The sequence below is a fragment of the Vibrio sp. NC2 genome (genome assembly GCF_025195005.1).
Lineage (GTDB): Bacteria > Pseudomonadota > Gammaproteobacteria > Enterobacterales > Vibrionaceae > Vibrio > Vibrio splendidus.
In genome coordinates, this window is sequence record NZ_JANVFC010000004.1 from 210,504 (window position 1) to 233,500 (window position 22,997).

Genomic DNA, 22,997 nt, shown 5'->3' on the forward strand with positions numbered 1-22,997 from the left:
ATTACTCTTTAGTTGGAGTAATCGTTAATACTATGCCATCTACAGCAGTGACAATCACCTCTGTGCCTGCTTCTAAGTCCTGAGCACTAACAGCTGACCACGTAGTATCACCTAGACGGATGCGACACTTGCCTTTTTGAATGTCAGTGTCGACTCGAGTTGTTTGCCCTACAAGTTGTTTTTCTCTTTGATTTAGCTCTCGCCCTGCGTCTGACTGCTTGTCATTAGATAGTTGTCTTCTCCACCACAACCAAGTGGTGATAAGTGAAAAACTCGCAAAGGACAACCATTGCATCTGCCAACCGATTGGTAGCGCGCCTAATAGCGCTCCGACCAACATGGCAGATATGCCTATCCACAAAAAGTAACCAGCAGTACCAACCAGCTCTAGGGCTAGCAGCGCTAGACCAAATGCTAACCAATGCCAGTGGTTTACTTGCTCTAGTAACTCGAACATAAGTTAGTCCTTACTACCCTTGTCGTTGCTTTGTGCAAACATCTCTGCGATACCTGCAACAGAACCCATTAGGCCAGTCGCTTCGAGTGGTAGCATGATTATCTTGCCGTTTTCAGCTTGGCCAATAGACTTCAGTGCGTCGGTGTAACCTTGTGCAATAAAGTAATTGACCGCTTGCATGTCACCTTGAGCGATGGCTGTCGAGACCATTTCTGTCGCTTTTGCTTCTGCTTCTGCTGCACGCTCACGAGCTTCTGCTTGCAGGATGGCTGCTTGCTTTTGACCTTCCGCTTTTAAGATTTCTGATTGCTTATGACCTTCCGCTTTTAGGATCTCAGCTTGTCTTACACCTTCAGCCGATAAAATGTCGGCACGTTTGTTTCGCTCAGCTTTCATCTGGGCATTCATTGCGGCGGTTAAATCAGCTGGGGGCTGTACATCTTTGATTTCGATACGAGTAACTTTTACGCCCCATGGGTTAGTTGCTTCATCCACGATATTTAGCAGCTTGGTATTGATCATGTCACGCTGGCTAAGCATTTCATCCAGCTCCATAGAGCCAAGTACAGTACGGATATTGGTGAGGGTTAAATTACGGATCGCATGCTCAAGGTCATTGACTTCATAAGCCGCTTTCGGTGCATCGATAACTTGTACGAAGCAGACAGCATCAATCATGACATTAGCATTATCTTTGGAGATGACTTCTTGAGCTGGGATATCGAGAACTCGTTCCATCATACTGATGCGTTGTCCGACTTTATCGATAAATGGAATGATCAGGTTTAGGCCTGGTTTGAGTGTCTGTGTATAGCGGCCAAAGCGTTCTACGGTCCAGTTATTGCCCTGTGGAACGGTTTTGACACCAGCGAAAATGAACAGTAGTGCGACGACAGTAAAGACGCCAATAGTAATCAATGTATCAATAGCCATACAAAATCCTTTGTAAGTTTAAGTTTTTGATAGTTCACTATTGATACTGGCTCATATTTAAATTCTGAGCAAATTTATAAACGAGAAATGGGCCATAAAATATTGATTTTATGGCCCATTTTATATTGTTTCATTCGATAAACTAATTGATTAAATTGTCAGTTTTCGATGTTTAATCTAACGATTTAAGGGTTTTGTTAGTAAAGCAGAGAGTACAGTTGTCGACGGTACTTACTGGCAACTGGGTTTCCTTGCCCAAGCGCACTTAAGATGTCCATGAACTCTTTTTTCATATCGCCATCGCAAGCATTTAGATCTTTTGCTAGGAAAGACCACAACAGCTCCATCGCTTCTTCGTTGCGGTTCACTTGGTGATATTGTAATGCTAACTCAGAGGCAGTCTTAGCATCATTCGGGTCTTGCTGCAGAGCGGTTTCTAATGCCTGTATTTCAGGGCTGTCTGCTGCTTGCTTGTGAAGTTCAAGTTTCGCGACTAAGCCTTTGTAGTAGTTGTCTTGGTACTCTAGAGGAATGGTGGCTAGTTGAGTTTCAGCAAGATCAAACTGTTGCGTTTCTAACAAACACTCTGCAATCGCCAGTTTTACTTCGCCTTTGTTTGTTAGCGCAGCTGGAAGTTGTTGCATTGCTGCCAGTGCTTGTGTGTGCTCACCTGCTTGCATTTGCTCTAGAGCTTGACGTAATGCAAGTTCATCTTGGCTAGGAAGGTGCTTGTTTAGCATTTCAACAATGGCTTCTAAGCTCTGAGGGCCACCAAGCCCATCGACAGGCTGACCGTTAACAAACAGTGCAATAGTCGGTAGTGCTTGAACCCCAAATTGGCTAGCAATGGCTTGCTCTTGCTCGCAGTTCAATAGGGCTAGGGTGAAAGCGCCATTGTATTGCTGAGTTAATGTTTGCAGTTCAGGAATGACTTGGGCGCTCTCTTGGCTCATTGGTGCCCAAAATTGGATGAGTACAGGGGTCTGCATCGAACCTTCTAATACTTGACGAAAGTTCTGCTCATTAAGTTCAACAATATGCGGAGATTGCATTTACGTTCCTTGAGGTTTGTTTATGGATACGTTGCAAATATGGGGGGATAAGTCGGTAACTTCAAGATCTAACTGGGGTATCTCAGATAAAAAGAGACAAAAATAAAAAAACGCTATGCTTCGATGTTGGTAGGATGTTTATCTCTACATAGAAGGCATAGCGTAATCATTGAGGTGGTCAGTGAGATATTGCGTGAGATACTCAAAACAGAATAAACAACGTAATCGCCACACTCACACCTACCCAATTAAGGCGGTTTAAAGTCATGAAATATCCAGATTAGATTCACCAATTGGGAGTAATTGATGAGATAGGATAAATCATGACATCTTATTGTTACGGAAAAATTACATCGTTACATTAAAGTTTGCGACTGTGCATTCAAAGTTAGAAAATTATGCAGCTTTTCTCAAAATAGGGTCTAGCAAGCGACTCGGTAGAATCCTTTTCAATACCGCGAACACTTTAGTCGGGGTCGTAACTCGGTATCTTAGCTTTGGTTTCTCTGCGGTGAGTGCGTGATAAACTGGCTCAACACAACTTTCAGGCGGAAGAACAAAAGCGTTGTTCGATGATTCTTTTTCGAGTCGGTCTTTTTGTTGTTGATAAGCTTCTTGATGAGCGCTGCCAGCAATGGTGATCCATTTATTGAAGGCTTTCAGGGCATTATTTCTAAATTGGGTTTCTATTGGACCTGGCTGCAATAACGAGATTTGAATACCGCTGCCATGCAGTTCTAAACGTAACGTATCCGTCCAGCCTTCAATCGCGAACTTTGACGCATTATAAGCGCCACGATATTTCATTGCGGCAAAACCTAATACGGAACTGTTTTGCACGATTCGGCCTTCACCACGTTCGCGCATGTGCGGGAGGATCTGACAAACAAGATGATGCCAACCAAAGAAGTTGGTTTCGAATTGCTCCCTGAGACCCTGGGTCGGTAAGTCTTCTAGCGCGCCTGCTTGACCGTAAGCGCCGTTATTGAATAATCCATACAATCCGTTAGGTGCGAGTGCAATCGCAAGCTTGGCGCCATTCTCGATACTTTCTTGGTTGGAAAGATCTAATTGAATACAAGTGAGGCCTTCATCGTGAAGGCGTTGAACATCTTGTGGGTCACGGCAAGATGCAATGACATGAAAGCCGCGTTTTTGAAGTGCATGAGCACATGTATAGCCAATGCCTGTTGAGCAACCAGTGATAAGAATCGACTTGTTCACACTTAATCCTTTATTAGAGTCTCTATCGCTTTAGAGTAAAGAATTAGTCTTGATGTTGTAACAAGTTTTTTAGTGCCGGTTCGATTCTTGAGTAACTAAAGATAAATCCCATTTCAGTGAGCTTCTTTGGTTTGGAACGAATGCTGTCAAAGAGCAGACAAGAAGATTCCCCCATCAGAAGCGACATTGCCCATTTAGGCGTGAACAAGAAATGCGGTCGGCGTAGTTGTTTGGCGAGTGTGCTGCTGAACAGTTTGTTGGTGACAGGGTGCGGGGCACACATATTAAATTCCCCTTGAGCGTGAGGAATCGATAATAAGTGGTTGATGGCTCTCACCATATCTAGCATGTGAATCCAAGGCATGTACTGTTCGCCTGAACCAAGTGGCCCGCCTACTCCGAGTTTGTACGGCATTAGCATCTTCTTTAAAGCACCACCATTTTCACCTAACACAATCCCCGTTCTTAGTAGTATCACACGCGTCTCATCGGATTGGGCTCTCTTGGCTATCTCTTCCCAATGAGCGCAAACTTTATGAGGAAAACTTTCGTCTTCTACTTGTAGTGATTCATCAAATGGGTGTTGCTGTTGATCGCCATAGTAACCTACAGCCGAACCGCTAATGAAAGCCTCCGGAGGGTTGCTACTGGCATGAATTAACTCGACCAGTTTTTCGGTAATGTGCCAGCGGCTATTGCAGATCCTCTCTTTTTGCTCCGCACTCCAACGCTTGTCAGCGATAGGTTCGCCAGCAAGATTGACCACTACATCGAAGTCATTGAGATCGCTGAGTTCATCAAGAGATTGAATGTAATGAAGGTTATTCTGGTTCAGATGATTTAGGTTTTGCTTCGCTTTTTCGGGGCTCCGCGTCAACAATGTCACGTCGTCAGTATTCCAACTTTTGACCAATTCAGAACCAATAAATCCCGTACCACCCGTTAACAATATCTTCATACCAATCTCCCTATTAAACATAATTATAGACATGGCTTGTTTTTGAACGCCAATCAATACGAAAAAATCACTATAACGATCAGTTGGTTTCAATCGTGTGATACCCAAATTACGCCTTATGCAATTTACTCAGGCGTGAAATTAAATCCACCTAGCTCGTTTGCAAACTAGGCAACTCTCGCTGATCCACGCATCTTGAGGTTACTTGGGTATATACCGCTATCACATTTATGCACTTTACTCGGATATGTTACCAACTGCGTAATATTTGTCACATAAGGAATGATAAGGATTTGCCATGATTATTAGTAATTAATAACCAGACACAATTTCAGTCACAAGGAGTTGCGATGACGGCAGTGCTTGCTTTGTTTCGAGCCATGTTAGGTAGCCTAAGGGATCTCTTGCCAATCGTTGCGGTGATTGCTTTCTTCCAACTTGCTGTTTTGCAAGAGCCACTCCCTCATCTTTTGTCTATTCTAACCGGCTTAGTGCTGGTGGTCTTTGGGCTGACTTTCTTTATCTTTGGCCTTGAAATGGGGTTGTTCCCGATTGGCGAATCGATGGCGCAAGCATTTGCCAGAAAAGGGAGCGTGTTCTGGTTATTGACCTTCGCTTTCTGTTTAGGCTTTGGTACCACCATTGCCGAACCCGCGTTAACCGCAGTGGCTGCTGAAGCGGCAGAAGTTGCAGCTGAAGGTGGTGTCATTCCCAACTCTTTAGATGAAAGGGAACAATATGCCGATGGCCTGCGCTTCACCGTGGCGTTATCGGTCGGTATTGCCATTCTATTAGGAGTACTTCGGATCTTAAAAGGTTGGCCAATTCAGTACATGATCATCGGTGGTTATATTGGTGTGGTGGTGCTGACTGCATTTGCCCCGGAAAACATTATTGGGATTGCGTACGACTCTGGCGGTGTCACAACATCGACGATCACCGTTCCGTTAGTGACCGCATTAGGGGTGGGTTTAGCCTCGGCGATTAAAGGACGAAATCCTATGATTGATGGCTTTGGATTGATCGCGTTTGCTTCACTTCTGCCGATGATGTTTGTCATGGTGTACGGGATGGTGGTGACATGATCAGTATGCAGCAATTTATCGACACGTTTCTAGGCACTGTGATGGATGTGATTCCGATTGCGGTGATCATCTTTGGTTTTCAGTTAGCGGTACTGCGTAAGCCTGTCAATAACCTAGCCAAAGTGCTCATCGGTTTCTTTTACGTCATTCTTGGCTTATCACTCTTTTTGATGGGGTTGGAGCTCGCGTTATTCCCTCTAGGGGAGACGATGGCAATGCAACTCACCGAACCAAGCTTTTTGACTGAGTTTAAGATCAGTTCTGGCCTTTCATTGGCTTGGTTTGATTATTACTGGGTTTACTTGTTTGCGTTTTGTATTGGTTTTAGTACCACGATAGCCGAGCCTTCTTTGATTGCTGTAGCGATTAAGGCAAACCAAGTATCCGGTGGCAGTATCAGTGTTAACGGACTGAGAATCGCCGTGGCATTAGGCGTTGCCATCGGTATCTCATTGGGTAGCTACCGTATTGTTGCGGGCGATCCTATCCATTACTACATTATTTGTGGCTATGTAATTGTGGTGATTCAAACCTTTTACGCCCCCAAATTGATCATTCCATTGGCCTACGATTCAGGCGGGGTTACGACATCTACCGTGACTGTGCCTTTAGTGACGGCTCTTGGATTAGGGCTTGCTTCAACTGTACCGGGACGAAATCCAGTAATAGACGGTTTCGGCTTGATCGCCTTTGCGAGTTTGTTCCCCATCATTTCGGTGATGAGCTACGCCCAAATAACCCAATGGTTAAACCGTTTACACACCTCTAAGGAGAGCAAAGATGCGCTTTAAACTTATCCTAGCGTTTGTAGAAGAGAGCAAAACCGACATTGTGCTCGATGCCGCGCGTGATGCGGGCGCAACCGGAGCAACCGTGATTAATAATGCCAGAGGGCAGGGCTTAAACCAAAAGCGCACCTTCTTCGGATTAACATTAGAAGTGCAAAAAGATGTGCTGCTGTTTGTCGTTGAGGAGCATCTAGCAAGGCATATTCTTGAAAGAATTAGTGAAGTGGGGGAGTTTGACCAAGAATCGGGGCAGGGTATTGCAATACAGATAGATGTGGAAGATGCAGTCGGCGTTGCGCATCAAGTTGAGACGTTAACAAAGGTTGTGGAGGATGAGCTATGAGTACCAGTGAAAAGATCCGAGTAGACGATGTCATGGCCAATACGTATGTGATTATCGATGGGCTAACTACGGTGTTAGAAGCGATAGAGATGGCTAAAAAGCACAAAGTGAAGGCAATCATTGTCGATAAACGCCACGAGGATGACGAGTATGGTATCGTGTTGATGAATGATATAGCAAAGAAAGTGTTGGCTAAAAATCGATCTCCGAAGCGAACTAATGTTTATGAAATCATGACCAAGCCAGCGCTAAGCGTGTCTGCTGAGATGAACGTAAAGTATTGCGCTCGCCTGTTTGAACGCTTTGGTATCAGTCGCGCGCCAGTAGTTCGTGATAACAAAATAGTCGGTATGGTTAGTTACAATAATATCGTGATCAACGGTATGGCGAGAGATGACGTGTAGCATTTAGATACGTACAATAGGCTCATAAATTTTATGGAGAAGTACGTGTGAAATTATTTTTTGCTTCAGACCTACACGGTTCGCTGCCAGCAACAGAAAAGGTATTAGAACTCTACCAAGCATCTGGTGCGCAATATTTAGTGCTATTGGGTGACATTCTGAATCATGGGCCAAGAAATCCGATTCCAGAAGGATACAATCCACCGGCGGTTGCAGAGAAGTTGAATGCGTTTTCTCAAGAGATCATCGCCGTTCGTGGTAACTGCGACAGTGAAGTGGATCAAATGCTGTTGTCTTTTCCAATGATGATGGATTACTCATGGGTGTTATTGGAATCAGGTCAGCGTATCTTTCTAACCCATGGTCATTTGTATAACACCACTAAACGACCAGCACTAAAAGCGGGTGATATTATTGCCCATGGGCATACCCATATTCCAGTTGCCGAATACCAAGATGATATCTTTATCTTTAACCCTAGTTCGGTGACATTCCCACGAGGTGGTCACGCAGCGAGCCATGGCATCTATGAAAATAATATCTTTAAAGTCATTAGCCTTGAAGGTGACGTAATTGTGAGTGGCGAGCTTTAAATAAACTCAATCGGCGGCGTTAGAAAAGGCTCACTTTGAGTCTACGTGGCCGAGGTCCCTGTCTGGAGCAATGATGTTTCGCACTCTTTGCTTCAGAACTTTCGCTTCTGGAAAACCTTCATCCGCTTTTCTTTCCCAAATCTGCACACCATTACAAAAGATTTCGAACCTGCCTCCGGTGTCTGGATGCAAGCTCACTTGTTCAATTTCTTCGCTAAAGGTATGCAGCAGCTCTTGGCATAACCAACTAGAACGAAGCATCCAATTACACTGACGGCAATAGTGTATTGCGATTGTCGCTTTTGTTGCTGTCTCTTTAGCTGGCGTCAGATTTGGTTGATCCGTATTCATAGTTAATCCTTAAAATACTACATCCGTAATTTGATACCAACGGCTAACAAAAAAAGGGGCATCATGCCCCTTATCTATTGGTTTACCGTTTAATGGTATTCAGCTATTTTTATACAAAAATAACTGCAGAGTTTTAGTTTGAGAACAAAACGGTAGAATCGTGATTTAGGCTAGTGAGCAGCAGTGCTTTCTGATTAATAATATCAATGCGTCGGCTTTGCTCTGCATCCATCTTAATCACTTGAGTGATAAGCTCGAGTTGCTCTTCCGAAAAGTCTTGGCGCTCAGCCGAAGTTACATCTTTAAACTCCGTTGGCGAAATCAGTAAATAGTTATCGTTAATATCCCACTGACCTGTTTCTGATATGTTGATCACATTCGCAGGTGCAGTTTGAGTGCTGTACAGCCTGACCACTGACATTCTCAGGTACGTACCATTTGGTAGGTATTTCGCATTCGATGATAGTTCAACTCTACGCAGCGGGCCGATTGCATCAGCTTGCTTGTTGTCGCTAATCAGAGTCACCATTTTCGATTGCCACTCATGCTGAGTGAGCAAGCGCTCTACTTTTGCGTCGCTGCCCCAATATAACCAACCACTTAAGAATGCAGATAGAACCAGTAAAATAATCGATACTTTTAATTTCATGTTACTGACCGCCGTTACAAATGTCGTTTACATCCGACTGGTTTGCGTAAATTCTTAGGGTTACATTTTCGCTAGAGTAATCTTGCGGGTGAATGTAGTTGAGGGCAAGGTTGTTGGTTTGTCCGCCTGTTGCAATCACCTCAGTCGGTTTCAACATACCAGTGTGATTGGTGTTGTAACGCATTACACACTTCTCTATCGCTGGTAGCCAACTGCTGAGGTCAGGGTGATTGATTGGGGTTTGAATCTTTACACCATCCACTTCCGTTAATGTACGGAATTCTGACTCTGCTGGGTTAGTAAACGTTAAAACCAGAATTGGCATGATGAAAGCCGCAAGCAATAACGAAAACGCTAACCACTTATTGGTGCTTTTAACCGGGGTAGCAGTTGGTGTTGTTGCTGGTTCCACTTCAACTTTGGTTTCTTGAAACTTTGTAATTGACTCGGGCTCGACAGCTTCAGTCATTGCTTCTTCGGTCATTGTAGGCGTTGCAAACGTTAAGATAGGTTCTACGTCATTTTCTGCAATTTCAGCCGCTGCTGGCTGATCATTTGATGAAAGTGGTGCAGAGCGTTCAACGGTTGCAATAAATTGGTAACCGCGTTTAGGTACCGTTTTTACGAATTCTGGAGATTTGGTTGAGTCCTTGAGCATCTTTCTCAGGGTCGAAACTGCTTGCGTTAAGCTTGAGTCATCAACCTCAAAGCCTTGATCTCGCCAAACATACTCGTGCAATTCATTACGAGTGATAACTTCATTGGGTCTTTCTGACAGCATCAGGAGAATGCGGCTTTCATTGCTGCCAAGGCGCACGACTTCGCCGTCGCTCATTTGGTCAACAAGTGAATTGCTATTTGGATCGAATACGAACCGCTGTGCGAGAATAAACTTTGTGCCGATATTGCTCATTGAATTCTTCTATTTTGGATGATTTTGAGTGCGAAATAGACAAATCTCAGGTGAAGTTCCGTTAATTCTTCACCAAATCATGGCTTCTTTTATGTTCTTTTATATTTATCAGGCTCAAGGATAATAAAAACAGATCAAAAAAACAGTGTTTTTATGATTTTTGACCTTGAATTTACATTTGTCATCCTCATGTTAATGAACATAAGAGTGGCATCAAGTGTTACGCCCCTATGGTATTCAACATAAAGTATAGATGTTTTGGAGTAAAAATGAGCGAAACAGCAACGCAAAATAAAGAGACTCGTGGCTTTCAATCTGAAGTAAAACAACTACTTCACCTAATGATTCACTCACTGTATTCAAATAAAGAAATCTTCCTACGTGAGCTGATCTCTAACGCATCTGACGCGGCTGATAAGCTTCGTTTCCAAGCCTTGTCAAACGGTGACCTTTACCAAGGTGATGCAGACCTAGGCGTAAAATTATCTTTTAGCGCTGAAACCAATACTTTAACGATTTCTGATAACGGCATCGGCATGAGCCGCGACAACGTTATTGAGCATTTAGGTACGATTGCTAAATCGGGTACTGCAGACTTTTTCTCAAAGCTGTCTGAAGACCAAAGCAAAGACTCTCAATTGATTGGTCAATTTGGTGTTGGTTTCTATTCTGCATTCATCGTTGCAGACGCGGTAACGGTTCGCACACGTGCAGCAGGTCTAGCGAGTAATGAAGCTGTTCAGTGGCACTCTGCAGGGGAAGGTGATTACACCATCGAAGACATCACTAAAGAGTCTCGTGGTACTGATATCATTCTTCATATGCGCGAAGACGGTAAAGAATTCCTAAATGAATGGCGTCTGCGTGAAGTCATTGGTAAATACTCTGATCACATCGGTATCCCTGTTTCTATCTTAACTGCGGTTAAAGATGACGAAGGTAAAGACACCGAAGATAAACATTGGGAACAGATTAACAAGGCTCAAGCGCTTTGGACTCGTAACAAGTCTGATATCGAAAAAGAAGAGTACCAAGAGTTTTACAAGCACGTATCTCACGACTTTGCTGATCCACTAACGTGGAGCCATAACAAAGTTGAAGGTAAGAACGACTACACAAGCCTACTTTACATCCCAGCTAAAGCACCTTGGGATATGATGAATCGTGACCATAAGAGCGGCCTTAAGCTTTATGTACAGCGAGTATTCATCATGGATGATGCAGAGCAGTTCATGCCATCTTACATGCGTTTCGTTCGCGGCTTGATTGACTCAAACGATCTACCACTGAACGTGTCTCGTGAAATCTTGCAAGATAATAAGGTAACTCAGTCTCTTCGTGGCGCATGTACCAAGCGTGTCCTGACTATGCTTGAGCGCATGGCGAAGAATGACAATGATAAGTATCTAGAGTTTTGGAAAGAGTTTGGCCTTGTACTGAAAGAAGGCCCAGCGGAAGACATGGCGAACAAAGAAAAAATCGCTGGTTTACTTCGCTTCTCGTCAACGGAAGTTGACTCTGCTGACCAAGCTATCAGCCTAGCTTCTTACGTTGAACGTATGAAGGAAGGCCAAGACAAGATTTATTACCTAACAGCAGATAACTACGCTGCCGCTAAGAACAGCCCGCATTTGGAGCAGTTCAAAGCAAAAGGTATCGAAGTGGTTCTAATGTACGATCGTATTGATGAGTACGTAATGAACTACCTGACTGATTTTGATGGTAAGCAGTTCCAATCGATCACCAAAGCGGGCTTAGACCTAAGCAAATTCGAAGGCGAAGAAGAGAAAGAGAAGCAAAAAGAGGCAGAAGAAGAGTTCAAATCTGTTGTTGAGCGCACTCAATCTTATCTTGGTGATCGTGTTAAAGAGGTTCGCACGACATTCAAGTTAGCAACTACACCTGCTGTTGTTGTTACCGATGATTTCGAGATGGGCACTCAAATGGCTAAACTTCTTGAAGCTGCGGGTCAAGCTGCTCCTGAGGTGAAGTACATCTTTGAGATTAACCCTGAGCACGCACTGGTGAAACAGATGGCTGACGAAGCGGATGAGCAAGCATTCGGCCGTTGGGTTGAGTTACTACTTGGCCAAGCTATGCTGGCTGAAAAAGGCTCAATGGAAGATCCGTCACAATTCTTAGGTGCAATCAACGAGCTACTAACAAAACGTTAGTCTTTCGACTTTGGGCTAAGCCTATAATTATAAATAAAAGCTCGCTAATGCGGGCTTTTTTTATGAACGTCGCTTAAATTCATCGAAATGTAGCTAAAGTCGCTAACAAGACGAACGCAAACGCTGTCGATACATTCTTTAGTCTTAATTTCAGCCAAATTGAATATTAATGTGATAGAATGCTCGACCTAATCAGCTGGTACTATGAACCTATCGTCTCCAGTTGTATGATTTTTAAACGTTATACCGAAACTTACCGTTTTGCTTCTGTTTACAGTTGTGCTTAGCCTCAGTTGTTACCTAACCTCTCTTGTTTGACCTAAATTAAACCAGAAAGGCGGGATAGTGAGCTTCGGTATAAATCATAATTTTTATAAGAGGATTAAACATGCGCATCATTCTTCTAGGTGCTCCTGGCGCGGGTAAAGGTACTCAAGCTAACTTCATCATGAACAAATTTGGTATCCCTCAAATTTCAACTGGTGACATGCTACGTGCTGCTATCAAAGCGGGTACTGAGCTTGGTAAGCAAGCAAAATCAGTAATCGACGCTGGTCAGCTAGTTTCTGATGAAATTATCCTTGGTCTAATCAAAGAGCGTATCGCTCAAGATGACTGTGAGAAAGGTTTCCTACTAGACGGTTTCCCACGCACAATCCCACAAGCGGATGGCCTAAAAGAAATGGGCATTGCTGTTGATTACGTTGTTGAATTCGACGTAGCTGACGATGTGATTGTTGAGCGTATGGCTGGTCGTCGTGCTCACCTTCCTTCTGGTCGTACATACCACAGTGTGTACAACCCACCTAAAGAAGAAGGTAAAGATGACATCACTGGCGAAGAGCTAGTGGTTCGTGATGACGACAAAGAAGAAACAGTTCGTGCACGTCTAGGCGTATACCACGATCAAACGGCTCCGCTTATTTCTTACTACGGTAAGGAAGCAGAAGCAGGTAACACTAAGTACCTTAAATTTGATGGTACTAAGCAAGTTGCTGAAGTTAGTGCAGAACTTGAGAAAGCACTAGCATAATTGGCTAACAGCCAGTTTTAGAATTTGATATATTGGAAGCGACCGTTAAGGTCGCTTTTTTTGTTTCAATTTTTAGTAATATACCAATCTAGATAAACTCGATTGTGCACTGTTTCCGCGGTACGGCTTAGATTCGCGAGGCTAACGCTCAAGGTGATGTTGTGATAACCCAGGTTAAGAACGATTATTCTTAAATTTAGTGGCGCAACAATGATCTTAAACTTATGCCGATTAGTATATTACGTTCCAGAAAATCACACATTGGTCTCAGGTATCTATGGAAAATAATAAAAAGCAGGGCGTTTTACTTGTGAACTTAGGAACACCAGATTCAGCGACCCCGGCTGGCGTTCGTCGATTTTTGAGTGAATTCTTACACGATAAGCGAGTCGTAAATCTAACGCGTTGGCTTTGGTGTCCTATTTTACATGGGGTGATCTTACCGATTCGAGCGCCGAAAGTGGCTAAGCTGTATCAGTCTGTTTGGATGGATGAAGGATCACCACTGCTTGTGTACTCTCAAAGACAAGCCGACAAGCTCCAGAAAAAATTAGAGATGCCCGTAGCGCTGGGTATGACCTATGGCAACCCAAGCCTAAAGACGGGGGTCGAGCAACTGATGGAGCAGGGTGTTGAAGACATTATCGTCCTGCCTTTATATCCTCAGTACTCAGGTACAACCACAGCGGCTGTTTCTGATGGTTTAACCAAAGCCTTTAAGCAAATGCCTGTGATTCCGAGCTATCGCTTTATTCGCGACTACTACGCTCACCCAAGCTACGCAAAAGCATTGGCTGAAAGTGTTCGTAGCCATTGGGATAAAAATGGTAGAGCCGATCATTTAGTGTGTTCCTTCCACGGTATTCCGAAGCGACTCGCTGATGAAGGTGACATCTACCCTCAGCATTGTGAAGCGACGACAAAATTACTTGCTGCTGAGTTAGGCTTATCAGCGGACGATATCACCATGACATACCAATCTCGATTTGGTCGAGAAGAGTGGTTGAAGCCTTATACTGACGAGACACTTGAATCACTGCCGAGTAAGGGCATCAAGAAGATTGATATCATGGCTCCTGCGTTCTCGGTTGACTGTTTGGAAACGTTGGAAGAGATTTCTGACCAATGTAAAGAGACGTTCATTGATGCTGGTGGCTCAGACTTTAGCTACATTATGTGTCTTAATGACAGAGACTCACACATCGATATGATGGCTGAGCTAGTGGCACTTCATCGCTAACTGATATGCCAATAGAATAAATAACAAAAGGGCTGCTCATTGAGCAGCCCTTTTGTTATTTATGTTTCTTCTTGAAATCGATCTAGCTATTAAGCGACCGAAGTTTCTGCTTTTGGTTCTGCTTCAAGCGTCATGTTGGTTTCTACACCATGCATCCATGATACAAGCTTGCCAGCACAAAGAAGCAGTAAGACGCCACTTATTGTCGCTGTAATTGCGATACCACCGAAGATAGACATTGCGCCAAGCTCACCAACGTGAGAACCCACAAGGCCAGCGACGTAGTTTGCGACAGCATTGAAGCCAAACCATGCACCCATCATTAACGATGCTAGACGAAGCGGAGCTAACTTAGTGACCAACGACAGGCCAATAGGAGATAGACAAAGCTCACCAAGAGTATGGAAGAAGAAAGCACCGACTAGCCACAGCATTGATGTTTTCACTGTTAGGTCGCCACCTTGCTCCATTACCGCACCCATCATGCACACAAAGCCTAGTGCTAAGAAAAACAACGCCATCGCAAATTTCACTGGCGAGTTTGGTTCACGCTTACCAAGCTTGACCCAAAATGCAGCAATGATTGGTGCAAGTGTAATGATGAAGAATGGGTTCAGAGATTGGAACCAAGCTGCAGGAACTTCAAAGCCACCAATCATACGATCCGTATATTGTTGAGTGTAGATGTTCATCAAACCGCCAGCTTGTTCAAAGCCAGCCCAGAAAACGATTACGAACAGACCCATAACAAGAATAACTTTTAGTCTGTCGAACTCTTCTTTGGTCAGTGGTGTTTTCTCTTTCGATTTGTTCAGCGCTTTCGCTCGTGCAGCTGCAGGTACTGAGCCAATGTTGCCTAACCATGACTGAGCCATCGTCAATTGCATAACTAAGCTAATAACCATACCGATACCAGCGGCTAGGAAGCCAGCTTTCCAGCCGAATGAATCGACTGCAGCACCTGAAATTAAGCCACCCAGTAGCGCGCCTAAGTTGATGCCCATGTAGAAAATGGTGAAAGCGCCGTCACGTCGGTTATCGCCTTCTTGGTATAGGTCGCCAACCATGGTCGAGATGTTTGGTTTAAACATACCGTTACCACTGATAAGCAGTGCTAAACCTAGATAAAGAGCATTTACTTGGTCTAAGCCAATAGCGCCGTTAGGAAGAGCAAGCGTAAATTGCCCTAATGCCATTAATACACCGCCCACTAGGATCGATTTACGTTGTCCTAAGTAGTTATCGGCAAGCCAGCCGCCGATTAATGGCGTGATATAGACTAAACCAGTATAGATACCATAAAGATCGAGGGCATCTTTTGTTGACCAACCAAGGCCACCATTGATAGTGGTATCGGTAAGAAATAAAACAAGGATCGCACGCATCGCATAGTAGGAGAAACGTTCCCATAGCTCTGTGCTAAAAAGTAGAAATAGGCCTCTAGGGTGGCCAAAGATGTTGTGATTGCTTGGCATAAGTTTTACTAATTTTAGGTATTAAAAGATTTTATAGTTCCTTATGTATACAGAGTGGAATAACCATCTGCAATAGGTGTCTTTTATGGTCACGATAACTATTTTTTTGTAAGTTCATGAAAATATGGGGTTTTATTGGAAATGTTGCCCAGATAATGCGTGCTGCAAACTAATTTTCCAGTTTTGAGTTGAGCGCATAGTGTTCTTTTTATAAGAATTATCGAATGCTAACCGTCCAATTGATTGGTTTGTCGGATGGTTTCTGGATTTAAATGGTATAGTGTTCCTTTTATGTGTAGCATACATAGCCTTACAATAATGCGTCTTTTTATCTGTAAATGTTCCCTGTACAATGCTTAACCACTTTTTGTCCCTATGGCTTTTTGTTGATAAGTTGGCCTGTTACGCATAATTTATTGCTTATCAGGATTCATTTTATTAACGGTGACTAACGGTTTTAGGCTTGTGGTAATATGTCCCAAAATAGAAAATGGCTAGTAAAATGAAACGTTGGTATTTACTTTACTGTAAGCGTGGTGATCAAAAACGCGCTCAACAGCACCTAGAAAACCAGGGGGTAGAGTGCTTTTATCCTCAAATCGATGTCAAGAAGGTCGTGAGAGGGAAAGAGAAGCAGGTCAAAGAACCGCTGTTCCCGTCTTATATCTTTGTTCGCTTTGATTATGAGCAAGGCCCTAGTTTTACGACAGTTCGTTCGACTCGTGGCGTTGTCGACTTTATTAAGTTTGGCGCAAGGCCACATGAAGTCCAAGGCGACTTAGTGTATGAACTGAAAGAGTTTGAGAAGTGTTGCGAAGATGAACCTGAAGAGTGCTGTGTTGAGTTTGAATCAGGGCAAGTGGTCAAGATCAATAGTGGTCAGTTTGCTGGGGTTGAAGCTATTTTCCATCAGAAAGATGGTGAAGCTCGATCTATTATGCTGGTAAAAATGATCAGCAAAGTGGTTCCGATCAGTATTGAGAACGAAGCACTACAAGCTCACGCATAAGTGCAGTAATACAAAGCAAAAAATAGGCTTAAAACAAAAAGGCGCATAATGCGCCTTTTTTAGTCTTTAGGGTTTGTTCAAAACGCGCTAAGCGTTGTAAGCATCGTTGTGAACGGCTTGTACTGCACGGCCTGATGGGTCGACACAGTTTTTGAATGACTCATCCCACTCAATCGCTTTCGCTGATGAACAAGCAACTGAAGGACCACCAGGTACACATTCTGCCGCTGATTCTAGAGGGAATAGCTCCTCAAAAATTTCACGGTAAGCATAACCTTCTTTGGTTGTTGGCGTGTTGTAAGGGAAACGGAACTTCGCAGCTTCCATTTGTTGATCCGTTACTTTTTCTTCAGCCGTTGCTTTTAATGTGTCAATCCAATCGTAGCCAACACCATCAGAGAACTGCTCTTTTTGACGCCATGCAATTGAATCTGGTAGGTAGTCTTCAAAACACTCACGTAGAATGTGTTTCTCCATTTTACCGTTACCACACATCTTATCTTCAGGGTTCAAACGCATTGCTACATCGATGAACTCTTTGTCCAAGAATGGAACACGACCTTCAACACCCCATGCCGCAAGAGATTTGTTGGCGCGAGCACAGTCAAACATGCTTAGAGCAAGAAGTTTACGCACAGTTTCTTCGTGGAACTCTTTTGCGTTTGGCGCTTTATGGAAGTACAGGTAGCCACCAAAGATCTCATCAGCACCTTCACCAGACAGTACCATTTTGATACCCATTGCCTTGATCTTACGAGCAAGCAAGTACATCGGCGTTGAAGCACGAATCGTCGTTACATCGTAAGTTTCAATGTGGTAGATAACATCACGGATTGCATCTAAGCCTTCCTGAATGGTGTAAGTCATCTCGTGGTGTACGGTACCAATCTTATCAGCAACTTCACGAGCAGCGATAAGGTCAGGCGCGTTTTCTAGACCTACTGCGAATGAGTGTAGTTGTGGCCACCAAGCTTCTGATTGCTCATCGTCTTCGATACGCATTGCAGCAAAACGTTTAGCGACTGCTGAAGTGATTGAAGAATCAAGACCACCAGATAGAAGTACACCATAAGGTACATCTGTCATTAGTTGACGTTTAACTGCAGCTTCTAGCGCTTCAGTCAGTTCTTCTTTACTTGTGCTGTTACCTTGTACCGCAGCGTATTCATTCCAATCGCGGATGTAGTAGCGATGAGGCTCTGCATCTTTCGAAGAATAGAAGCTACCAGGAGGGAACTCACTGATCGTCTTGCATACTTCAACGAGTGCTTTCATCTCTGAAGCAACGTAGTAGTTGCCGTGCTCGTCGTAGCCTTGGTAAAGCGGGATGATACCAATATGGTCACGGCCGACTAGGTACTCGTCTTTCTCTTCGTCGTATAAAACGAATGCGAAAATACCGTTAAGTTCTTCTAAAAGGTCCGCACCCATTTCTTGGTATAACGCTAGGATAACTTCACAGTCAGAATCAGTCTGGAACTGGTATTTATCTTCATAGCGTGCACGAAGTTCTTTGTGGTTATAAATTTCGCCGTTCACTGCAAGAATGTGCTTTTTATCTTGGCTGTATAGTGGTTGTGCACCACTATTAAGACCAACGATAGCCAAACGCTCGTGAGCAAGAATTGCTTTTTCACCAGCATAGATACCAGACCAGTCTGGGCCACGGTGACGAAGCTTTTTAGACATTTCTAAAGCAATAGGGCGAAGTGCTGCGGCATCACTTTTAATGTCGAGAATGCCAAATACTGAACACATAGAACTTCCTTTTAAATAATTTCTAAATCAACTGTATTCAATTTGCCATTCTGGCTAAAAAAAGCAACCGAATGTGAGCAAAAAAATAATATAAAGGGGTTTATGTTAGAAATTATCTAATTTTAAGGTGGTTTTGGTGAGTGACGTCTAATTGCGGTTGGTTTTTTAAACAAAAACCTCTCAAAAGTGCAAAAGAACAGCAATTTTGAGAGGTTAACTAGACAATGTTTAGGATTAGATCTTATTGATGTTAGGGTTTAATTGCTCACATACGTGTCGAGCAAAACCACTACCAGCTTCACTGTAGATGTTGAATGCTGCATCGACACCATTCTCTTTCAATGTTTCTAGCTGGTCGGAGTATTCAGCAATGGCTGCGATTTGACCTTTAAAATTACGTGATTTTAGCTGTTCTAAGGCTGTTTGATTACCTTGGTGATGAGGCATCGCCAAGATCACTAGCTTCACGTTTGCTGTATCTAAGATACGCTCCCAGAAATCTGGGTCAGTTGCATCGCCAGAAATAACGTTTCTTCCAAGGCTTCTATGGTTGTGTGCGGCTTCTTCACGAACTTCGACACCTAAGCTAACCTTGCCATAGCGAGAACGCAATTCATCGTAGGCGCCGGTACCAATGCGCCCCATACCAAGAATAAGTACTTGTGCGCGACCAGGATCAATTCGTTTATCACGTTGGTGAAGCTTTTCAGCAGCGTGCTCTTTGAGCCACTTACCTGACTGTTGATAAAGCTTATGACCCGCTTTGTTTAAAGGAGCTGCGATTAAGAACGATAACGAAACCGCAATCGCCACCGCCACTAATATATCGCCAGACATCCACCCCATCTTAAAGGCAAGACCACCGACGATAAGACCAAATTCACTGTAGTTAAACAATGATAGAGAGGCGAGTAGAGAGGTTCGAACACGGAATTTGAAGCGGTTGAGTACCAAGAAGTAAAGCACGCCTTTCACTGGCAGCAACAGCAAGAATAAGATGGCGAGCATAAAGCCTTGAATGGTAGGTTGCTCGGATAATCCAATATTCAAGAAGAAGCAGACAAGGAAAAGCTCTTTGAGGTTAAACAGCGATTTCGACAGCTCTGAAGCTTTTGGGTGACCGGCTAGCAACATACCTAAGATAAGAGCGCCTAGATCTGGTTTAACCCCTACAAACTGGAACAAGCCTGCACCGACGACCAATGCGAAGAAAATGCCGAACAGCACCAACATTTCGCCGTGACCAACCCAGTCGAGGACTTTGTAGAACAACGGACGACAGAATGGCAAAGCGAACAGTGCGATGGCATACCACTCTGGAATTTTGCCTGTCGATGCCGTTAAGAAGACCACGGCAAAGATATCCTGCATGACCAGAATACCGATCGCTAATGTTCCATAGGTCGCATTCATTTCCCCTTTCTCTTGCAGAGACTTAACTGCGAATACGGTACTAGAGAATGAAAGGGCAAAACCGAGTAGAACAATCTGTTCTATTGACATGGCTGCCAACGAGGAAATACCTAGGAATTTAAAACCAAACAGGGCGACCGCAAAAAACAGAGTGGATAAAAGGTTGTGGATTGTTGCGCCAGCCCAGATCTCTTTAGAGAGTAGGGTTTTGATATCGAGCTTTAAGCCAATCGTAAATAGAAGCAGGGTGACACCAAGGTCAGCCAAGGTAATGATGGTGTCATTGGTTTCAAAACCCAGAGCAAATAGCCCAAAACCAGCGACCAAAAAGCCGACTAATGGAGGAAGGTGACACTTTAAAGCAATAAATCCTGCAATAAACGCAGTGGATATTAATATAAGTTCCATAACTTGTAGTAGTAGTTCCCTAGCTTAAAAAAACGGGCCGTGTTTATACAAACACGGCCCGCGGAAAATCAGAGTTGTTTTTCTTTAGTCTTCAAGAAGCTTTTGAAGTAACACACCGTTGAGCATGGCGCGCTTAATCATGGCAAAAGCTCCCATCGTAGGATGTTTATCGATCTGTGATGCTACAATAGGCAGGCCGCTATGGAAAGCCGTTAACGACTGATTCTCTACATTGCGCTTAATTGCAGGGAAAACAATCTCTTGTGCCTTTGTAATATCACCAGCAATGATAACTTTCTGAGGATTAAACAAGTTAATCGTCATTGCGATAGCTTTACCCAGTTGATTACCTACTCGAACCAAACTTTGCTTAGCCAGTTCGTCGCCATTGATAGCATGGTCACATACATCTTGAATAGTAATGTGCTCAATCTCTGTTAGCGAGGACTCATAACCTTGCTTAATTAGCTTTTGGACACGTTCAACTATGGCAGGGTTTGCCGCTACGGTTTCAAGACAACCGAAATTACCGCATTGGCATTGCTCGCCAAGAGGATCAATTTGGATATGACCAATTTCACCCACGTTGCGGTTATGGCCAAGGAAAACCTGACCATTAACAATAATACCAGCACCAGTACCACGGTGAACGCTAACCAAAATAGAATCTTGGCTGTCTTTACTTGCACCGAAGTAGTGCTCAGCAAGCGCCATTCCTCGAACGTCATTACCAACAAAACAAGCAACATGGAATGTGTCGCGAATAATGTCGCTTAACGCAAGGTTATCGATGTCTGTATTTGGCATGTACTCGACGACACCTGTCGTTGGGTTAACCAAGCCTGGAAGAGTGACACCAATGGCAATCAGTTGGTCGATCTTTGGTTGGTGTTCAGCAATGAAAGCCTTCAAATTATTGACCAAGCCTTGGGTGAGGTCTGATTGGTCTGAGTAATTCAGGTCTTGCTGTTGGAAAGCCAGCTCACGACCGCCAAGGTCATGCAGGCTTATTTGAATGTAGTCTCGACCCAAGCGCACAGCGACAGAGTGAAAAGGCTCTACTTCTGTGGTTAGGGAGATAGCGCGTCTACCGCCAGTAGACGCTTGCTGCGCAACCTCTTTAATTAGGCCGCGCTCTAAAAGTTGGCGGGTAATTTTTGTAACACTTGCCGGTGCGAGTTGGCTTACATCAGCCACTTGTATACGACTGATAGGCCCTTGTTGGTCTATTAGTCGGTATACCGCCGCACTGTTTAGTTGTTTAACTAAGTCTACGTTACCTATTTGTCCGCCATTCATACTTAATTGTGCTCGTATTGTCCGTTAACAACAGTCGCTTTAACGTTAAAGTCTCGGTCAAATACAGCTAGGTTTGCAACCATGCCTTTTTTGATTCGACCTAGCTTGCTTTCTACACCGATAGCCGTAGCTGGGTATAGCGTAGCCATGCGAAGAGCTTCGTCTAAAGCGATACCGGCGTGCTCAACTGTATTCTGAACTGCTTCAATCATAGTCAGAGCTGAGCCGCCCAGTGTGCCGTTTTCATCAACACACTTACCATCACGGTAATATACTTTCTTACCGACAAAAATAAAGTATTCCATGTCAGCACCTGCAGGAGCTGTGGCATCCGTCACTAATACCAACTTTTCTCCCTTGATTTTATGCGCAATTCTGATGTTTGCGTAATCAACGTGGAAGCCGTCGGCAATAATGCCAGCATAAACCTCAGGCGTGTCGTAAATCGCGCCAACAACGCCAGGCTCACGACCAACCATAGGAGTCATTGCATTGAATAGATGAGTGGCAAAAGTGATACCTGATTCGAAACCTTGGCGAGCTTCTGCGTACGTTGCATTCGTGTGACCAATCGAAACAACCACACCAGCTTTGCGCAGACGCTCAATGTGTTCTGGGTCGTTGAGTTCTGGAGCCAATGTTACTTTTGCAACAAGGTCATTGTTCTCACAGATAAGCTCAATCATTTCGCTGTCTGATTTACGAATGTGATCGACGCTGTGAATGCCTTTTTTCGCAACGTTTAAATACGGACCTTCAAGGTGTAGGCCAAGAGATTGGTTTTGGTATTGGTTGTGATATTCACGAGCTGCGGTAATAACCGCGCGCATGTCTTCGTCAGAAGAAGTGATTAGCGTTGGCAGGAAGCTAGTACAGCCAGATTTCAGGTTGGCTTTATGCATGATCTGCATTGTGTCTGCAGTGATCTCATCGTTAAGCATTACACCGCCACAACCATTCAATTGTAGGTCAATGAAGCCTGGGCTTAGGTTTGCTCCGTTTAGGTCGCGAACTTCGATTCCTTCTGGTAATTCAGAGATAGGACAGACTTTTTTGATCAGTTCGTTTTCGATTACAACAGCATGATCGGTTAGAACATCACTACCAGTGTAAATTTTACAGTTACTTAGCGCGTACATAGTCAGCTAATCCTTATTTCGTGAGATCTTTAAAATTTGTTCGTTACCTAAATGTGGACTTAGTTTGCGAGCATCATTTACGTAACGATTTATCTTTTATGGGCAAACGGCTTCAAAATAGGAAGCGATTTAAGTTGTTGAAAAATATATGAACAATTGATTATTAATATACATTTAGGTTCACTTTTAATGATTGTTTATTGGACAGCGTAAACCCAGGGACACCATCATTTTGTCTAATGATTAGGTTTAGATTTTATCTATAAACGTTCATTTTTTTGAATGATAAAATAAGTTTT

22 protein-coding genes are annotated in these 22,997 nt (G+C 43.7%); 9 read left to right on the forward strand and 13 right to left on the reverse strand.

Annotation, left to right across the window (positions count from 1 at the left end):
* Position 1 precedes the first annotated feature (1 nt).
* From NX845_RS08150 to NX845_RS08170, 5 genes are all read right to left on the reverse strand, one after another.
* Entirely contained in the window at positions 2 to 457 is a 456-nt protein-coding gene (locus NX845_RS08150; RefSeq protein ID WP_004734252.1) for an NfeD family protein, read from the reverse strand.
* 3 nt (positions 458 to 460) lie between these two features.
* Positions 461 to 1,390, reverse strand: a complete 930-nt coding sequence (locus NX845_RS08155) for an SPFH domain-containing protein (RefSeq protein WP_004734251.1) — start codon at positions 1,388 to 1,390, stop codon at positions 461 to 463.
* A gap of 197 nt (positions 1,391 to 1,587) precedes the next feature.
* On the reverse strand, positions 1,588 to 2,442 hold the full coding sequence (locus NX845_RS08160) for a co-chaperone YbbN (protein WP_065681336.1): 855 nt from the start codon (positions 2,440 to 2,442) through the stop codon (positions 1,588 to 1,590).
* 396 nt (positions 2,443 to 2,838) lie between these two features.
* A complete protein-coding gene (locus tag NX845_RS08165; RefSeq protein ID WP_065681335.1) occupies positions 2,839 to 3,666 on the reverse strand; it encodes an SDR family oxidoreductase in 828 nt (275 codons plus the stop codon).
* Between the two features lie 43 nt (positions 3,667 to 3,709).
* Positions 3,710 to 4,624: a TIGR01777 family oxidoreductase gene (locus NX845_RS08170; RefSeq protein ID WP_017106102.1), complete on the reverse strand. Its 915-nt coding sequence runs from the start codon at positions 4,622 to 4,624 to the stop codon at positions 3,710 to 3,712.
* Between the two features lie 350 nt (positions 4,625 to 4,974).
* Here NX845_RS08170 and NX845_RS08175 point away from each other — a divergent pair, with 350 nt between their 5' ends.
* The 5 genes from NX845_RS08175 to yfcE are packed head-to-tail and all read left to right on the forward strand — an operon-like array spanning position 4,975 to position 7,837.
* Positions 4,975 to 5,709, forward strand: coding sequence for a DUF1538 domain-containing protein (locus tag NX845_RS08175; RefSeq protein WP_017079455.1), 735 nt, complete (start codon positions 4,975 to 4,977; stop codon positions 5,707 to 5,709).
* The gene (locus NX845_RS08180) at positions 5,706 to 6,500 is read left to right on the forward strand and encodes a DUF1538 domain-containing protein (RefSeq protein WP_004734246.1); all 795 of its coding nucleotides are present in this window, start codon (positions 5,706 to 5,708) and stop codon (positions 6,498 to 6,500) included. Before NX845_RS08175 ends, NX845_RS08180 begins: the two co-directional genes overlap by 4 nt.
* Positions 6,490 to 6,840 (forward strand): P-II family nitrogen regulator, encoded by a 351-nt coding sequence (locus tag NX845_RS08185; RefSeq protein ID WP_065681334.1) that lies wholly within the window; start codon positions 6,490 to 6,492, stop codon positions 6,838 to 6,840. Before NX845_RS08180 ends, NX845_RS08185 begins: the two co-directional genes overlap by 11 nt.
* Positions 6,837 to 7,244, forward strand: coding sequence for a CBS domain-containing protein (locus tag NX845_RS08190; protein WP_065681333.1), 408 nt, complete (start codon positions 6,837 to 6,839; stop codon positions 7,242 to 7,244). Before NX845_RS08185 ends, NX845_RS08190 begins: the two co-directional genes overlap by 4 nt.
* Before the next feature lie 47 nt (positions 7,245 to 7,291).
* A complete protein-coding gene (yfcE, locus tag NX845_RS08195; RefSeq protein WP_065681332.1) occupies positions 7,292 to 7,837 on the forward strand; it encodes a phosphodiesterase in 546 nt (181 codons plus the stop codon).
* 30 nt (positions 7,838 to 7,867) lie between these two features.
* Here yfcE and NX845_RS08200 read toward each other — a convergent pair whose 3' ends face one another.
* The 3 genes from NX845_RS08200 to NX845_RS08210 form a co-directional block, all read right to left on the reverse strand.
* Complete coding sequence (locus NX845_RS08200) at positions 7,868 to 8,188, reverse strand: SelT/SelW/SelH family protein (protein WP_004734242.1); 321 nt, start codon at positions 8,186 to 8,188, stop codon at positions 7,868 to 7,870.
* 133 nt (positions 8,189 to 8,321) lie between these two features.
* Positions 8,322 to 8,837, reverse strand: coding sequence for a regulatory protein ToxS (locus NX845_RS08205; protein ID WP_260256758.1), 516 nt, complete (start codon positions 8,835 to 8,837; stop codon positions 8,322 to 8,324).
* Position 8,838: 1 nt separating this feature from the next.
* Positions 8,839 to 9,750 (reverse strand): transcriptional regulator, encoded by a 912-nt coding sequence (locus tag NX845_RS08210; RefSeq protein ID WP_017084093.1) that lies wholly within the window; start codon positions 9,748 to 9,750, stop codon positions 8,839 to 8,841.
* Between the two features lie 269 nt (positions 9,751 to 10,019).
* Here NX845_RS08210 and htpG point away from each other — a divergent pair, with 269 nt between their 5' ends.
* The 3 genes from htpG to hemH all read left to right on the forward strand — a co-directional run bounded on the left by htpG (position 10,020) and on the right by hemH (position 14,197).
* Positions 10,020 to 11,924 carry a molecular chaperone HtpG gene (htpG, locus tag NX845_RS08215; RefSeq protein WP_061024464.1) on the forward strand — a complete coding sequence of 635 codons (1,905 nt, stop codon included), beginning with the start codon at positions 10,020 to 10,022 and terminating at the stop codon, positions 11,922 to 11,924.
* A gap of 388 nt (positions 11,925 to 12,312) precedes the next feature.
* Positions 12,313 to 12,957 carry an adenylate kinase gene (adk, locus tag NX845_RS08220; RefSeq protein WP_004734238.1) on the forward strand — a complete coding sequence of 215 codons (645 nt, stop codon included), beginning with the start codon at positions 12,313 to 12,315 and terminating at the stop codon, positions 12,955 to 12,957.
* A gap of 277 nt (positions 12,958 to 13,234) precedes the next feature.
* Entirely contained in the window at positions 13,235 to 14,197 is a 963-nt protein-coding gene (gene hemH / locus NX845_RS08225; protein ID WP_065681331.1) for a ferrochelatase, read from the forward strand.
* Between the two features lie 89 nt (positions 14,198 to 14,286).
* On the opposite strand, the gene NX845_RS08230 is transcribed toward hemH, so the two are convergent.
* Positions 14,287 to 15,672, reverse strand: coding sequence for a peptide MFS transporter (locus tag NX845_RS08230; RefSeq protein WP_004734236.1), 1,386 nt, complete (start codon positions 15,670 to 15,672; stop codon positions 14,287 to 14,289).
* A 502-nt stretch (positions 15,673 to 16,174) separates the two neighbouring features.
* Here NX845_RS08230 and rfaH point away from each other — a divergent pair.
* Positions 16,175 to 16,681, forward strand: a complete 507-nt coding sequence (gene rfaH, locus NX845_RS08235) for a transcription/translation regulatory transformer protein RfaH (RefSeq protein WP_004734235.1) — start codon at positions 16,175 to 16,177, stop codon at positions 16,679 to 16,681.
* 87 nt (positions 16,682 to 16,768) lie between these two features.
* Here rfaH and asnB read toward each other — a convergent pair whose 3' ends face one another.
* The 4 genes from asnB to nagA form a co-directional block, all read right to left on the reverse strand.
* Positions 16,769 to 18,439, reverse strand: coding sequence for an asparagine synthase B (asnB, locus tag NX845_RS08240; protein ID WP_004734234.1), 1,671 nt, complete (start codon positions 18,437 to 18,439; stop codon positions 16,769 to 16,771).
* A gap of 234 nt (positions 18,440 to 18,673) precedes the next feature.
* The gene (locus NX845_RS08245; RefSeq protein WP_017079462.1) at positions 18,674 to 20,260 is read right to left on the reverse strand and encodes a cation:proton antiporter family protein; all 1,587 of its coding nucleotides are present in this window, start codon (positions 20,258 to 20,260) and stop codon (positions 18,674 to 18,676) included.
* Positions 20,261 to 20,344: 84 nt separating this feature from the next.
* Complete coding sequence (locus tag NX845_RS08250; RefSeq protein WP_004734232.1) at positions 20,345 to 21,559, reverse strand: ROK family protein; 1,215 nt, start codon at positions 21,557 to 21,559, stop codon at positions 20,345 to 20,347.
* 2 nt (positions 21,560 to 21,561) lie between these two features.
* Positions 21,562 to 22,698, reverse strand: a complete 1,137-nt coding sequence (gene nagA, locus NX845_RS08255; RefSeq protein ID WP_017079464.1) for an N-acetylglucosamine-6-phosphate deacetylase — start codon at positions 22,696 to 22,698, stop codon at positions 21,562 to 21,564.
* Positions 22,699 to 22,997: the final 299 nt, after the last annotated feature.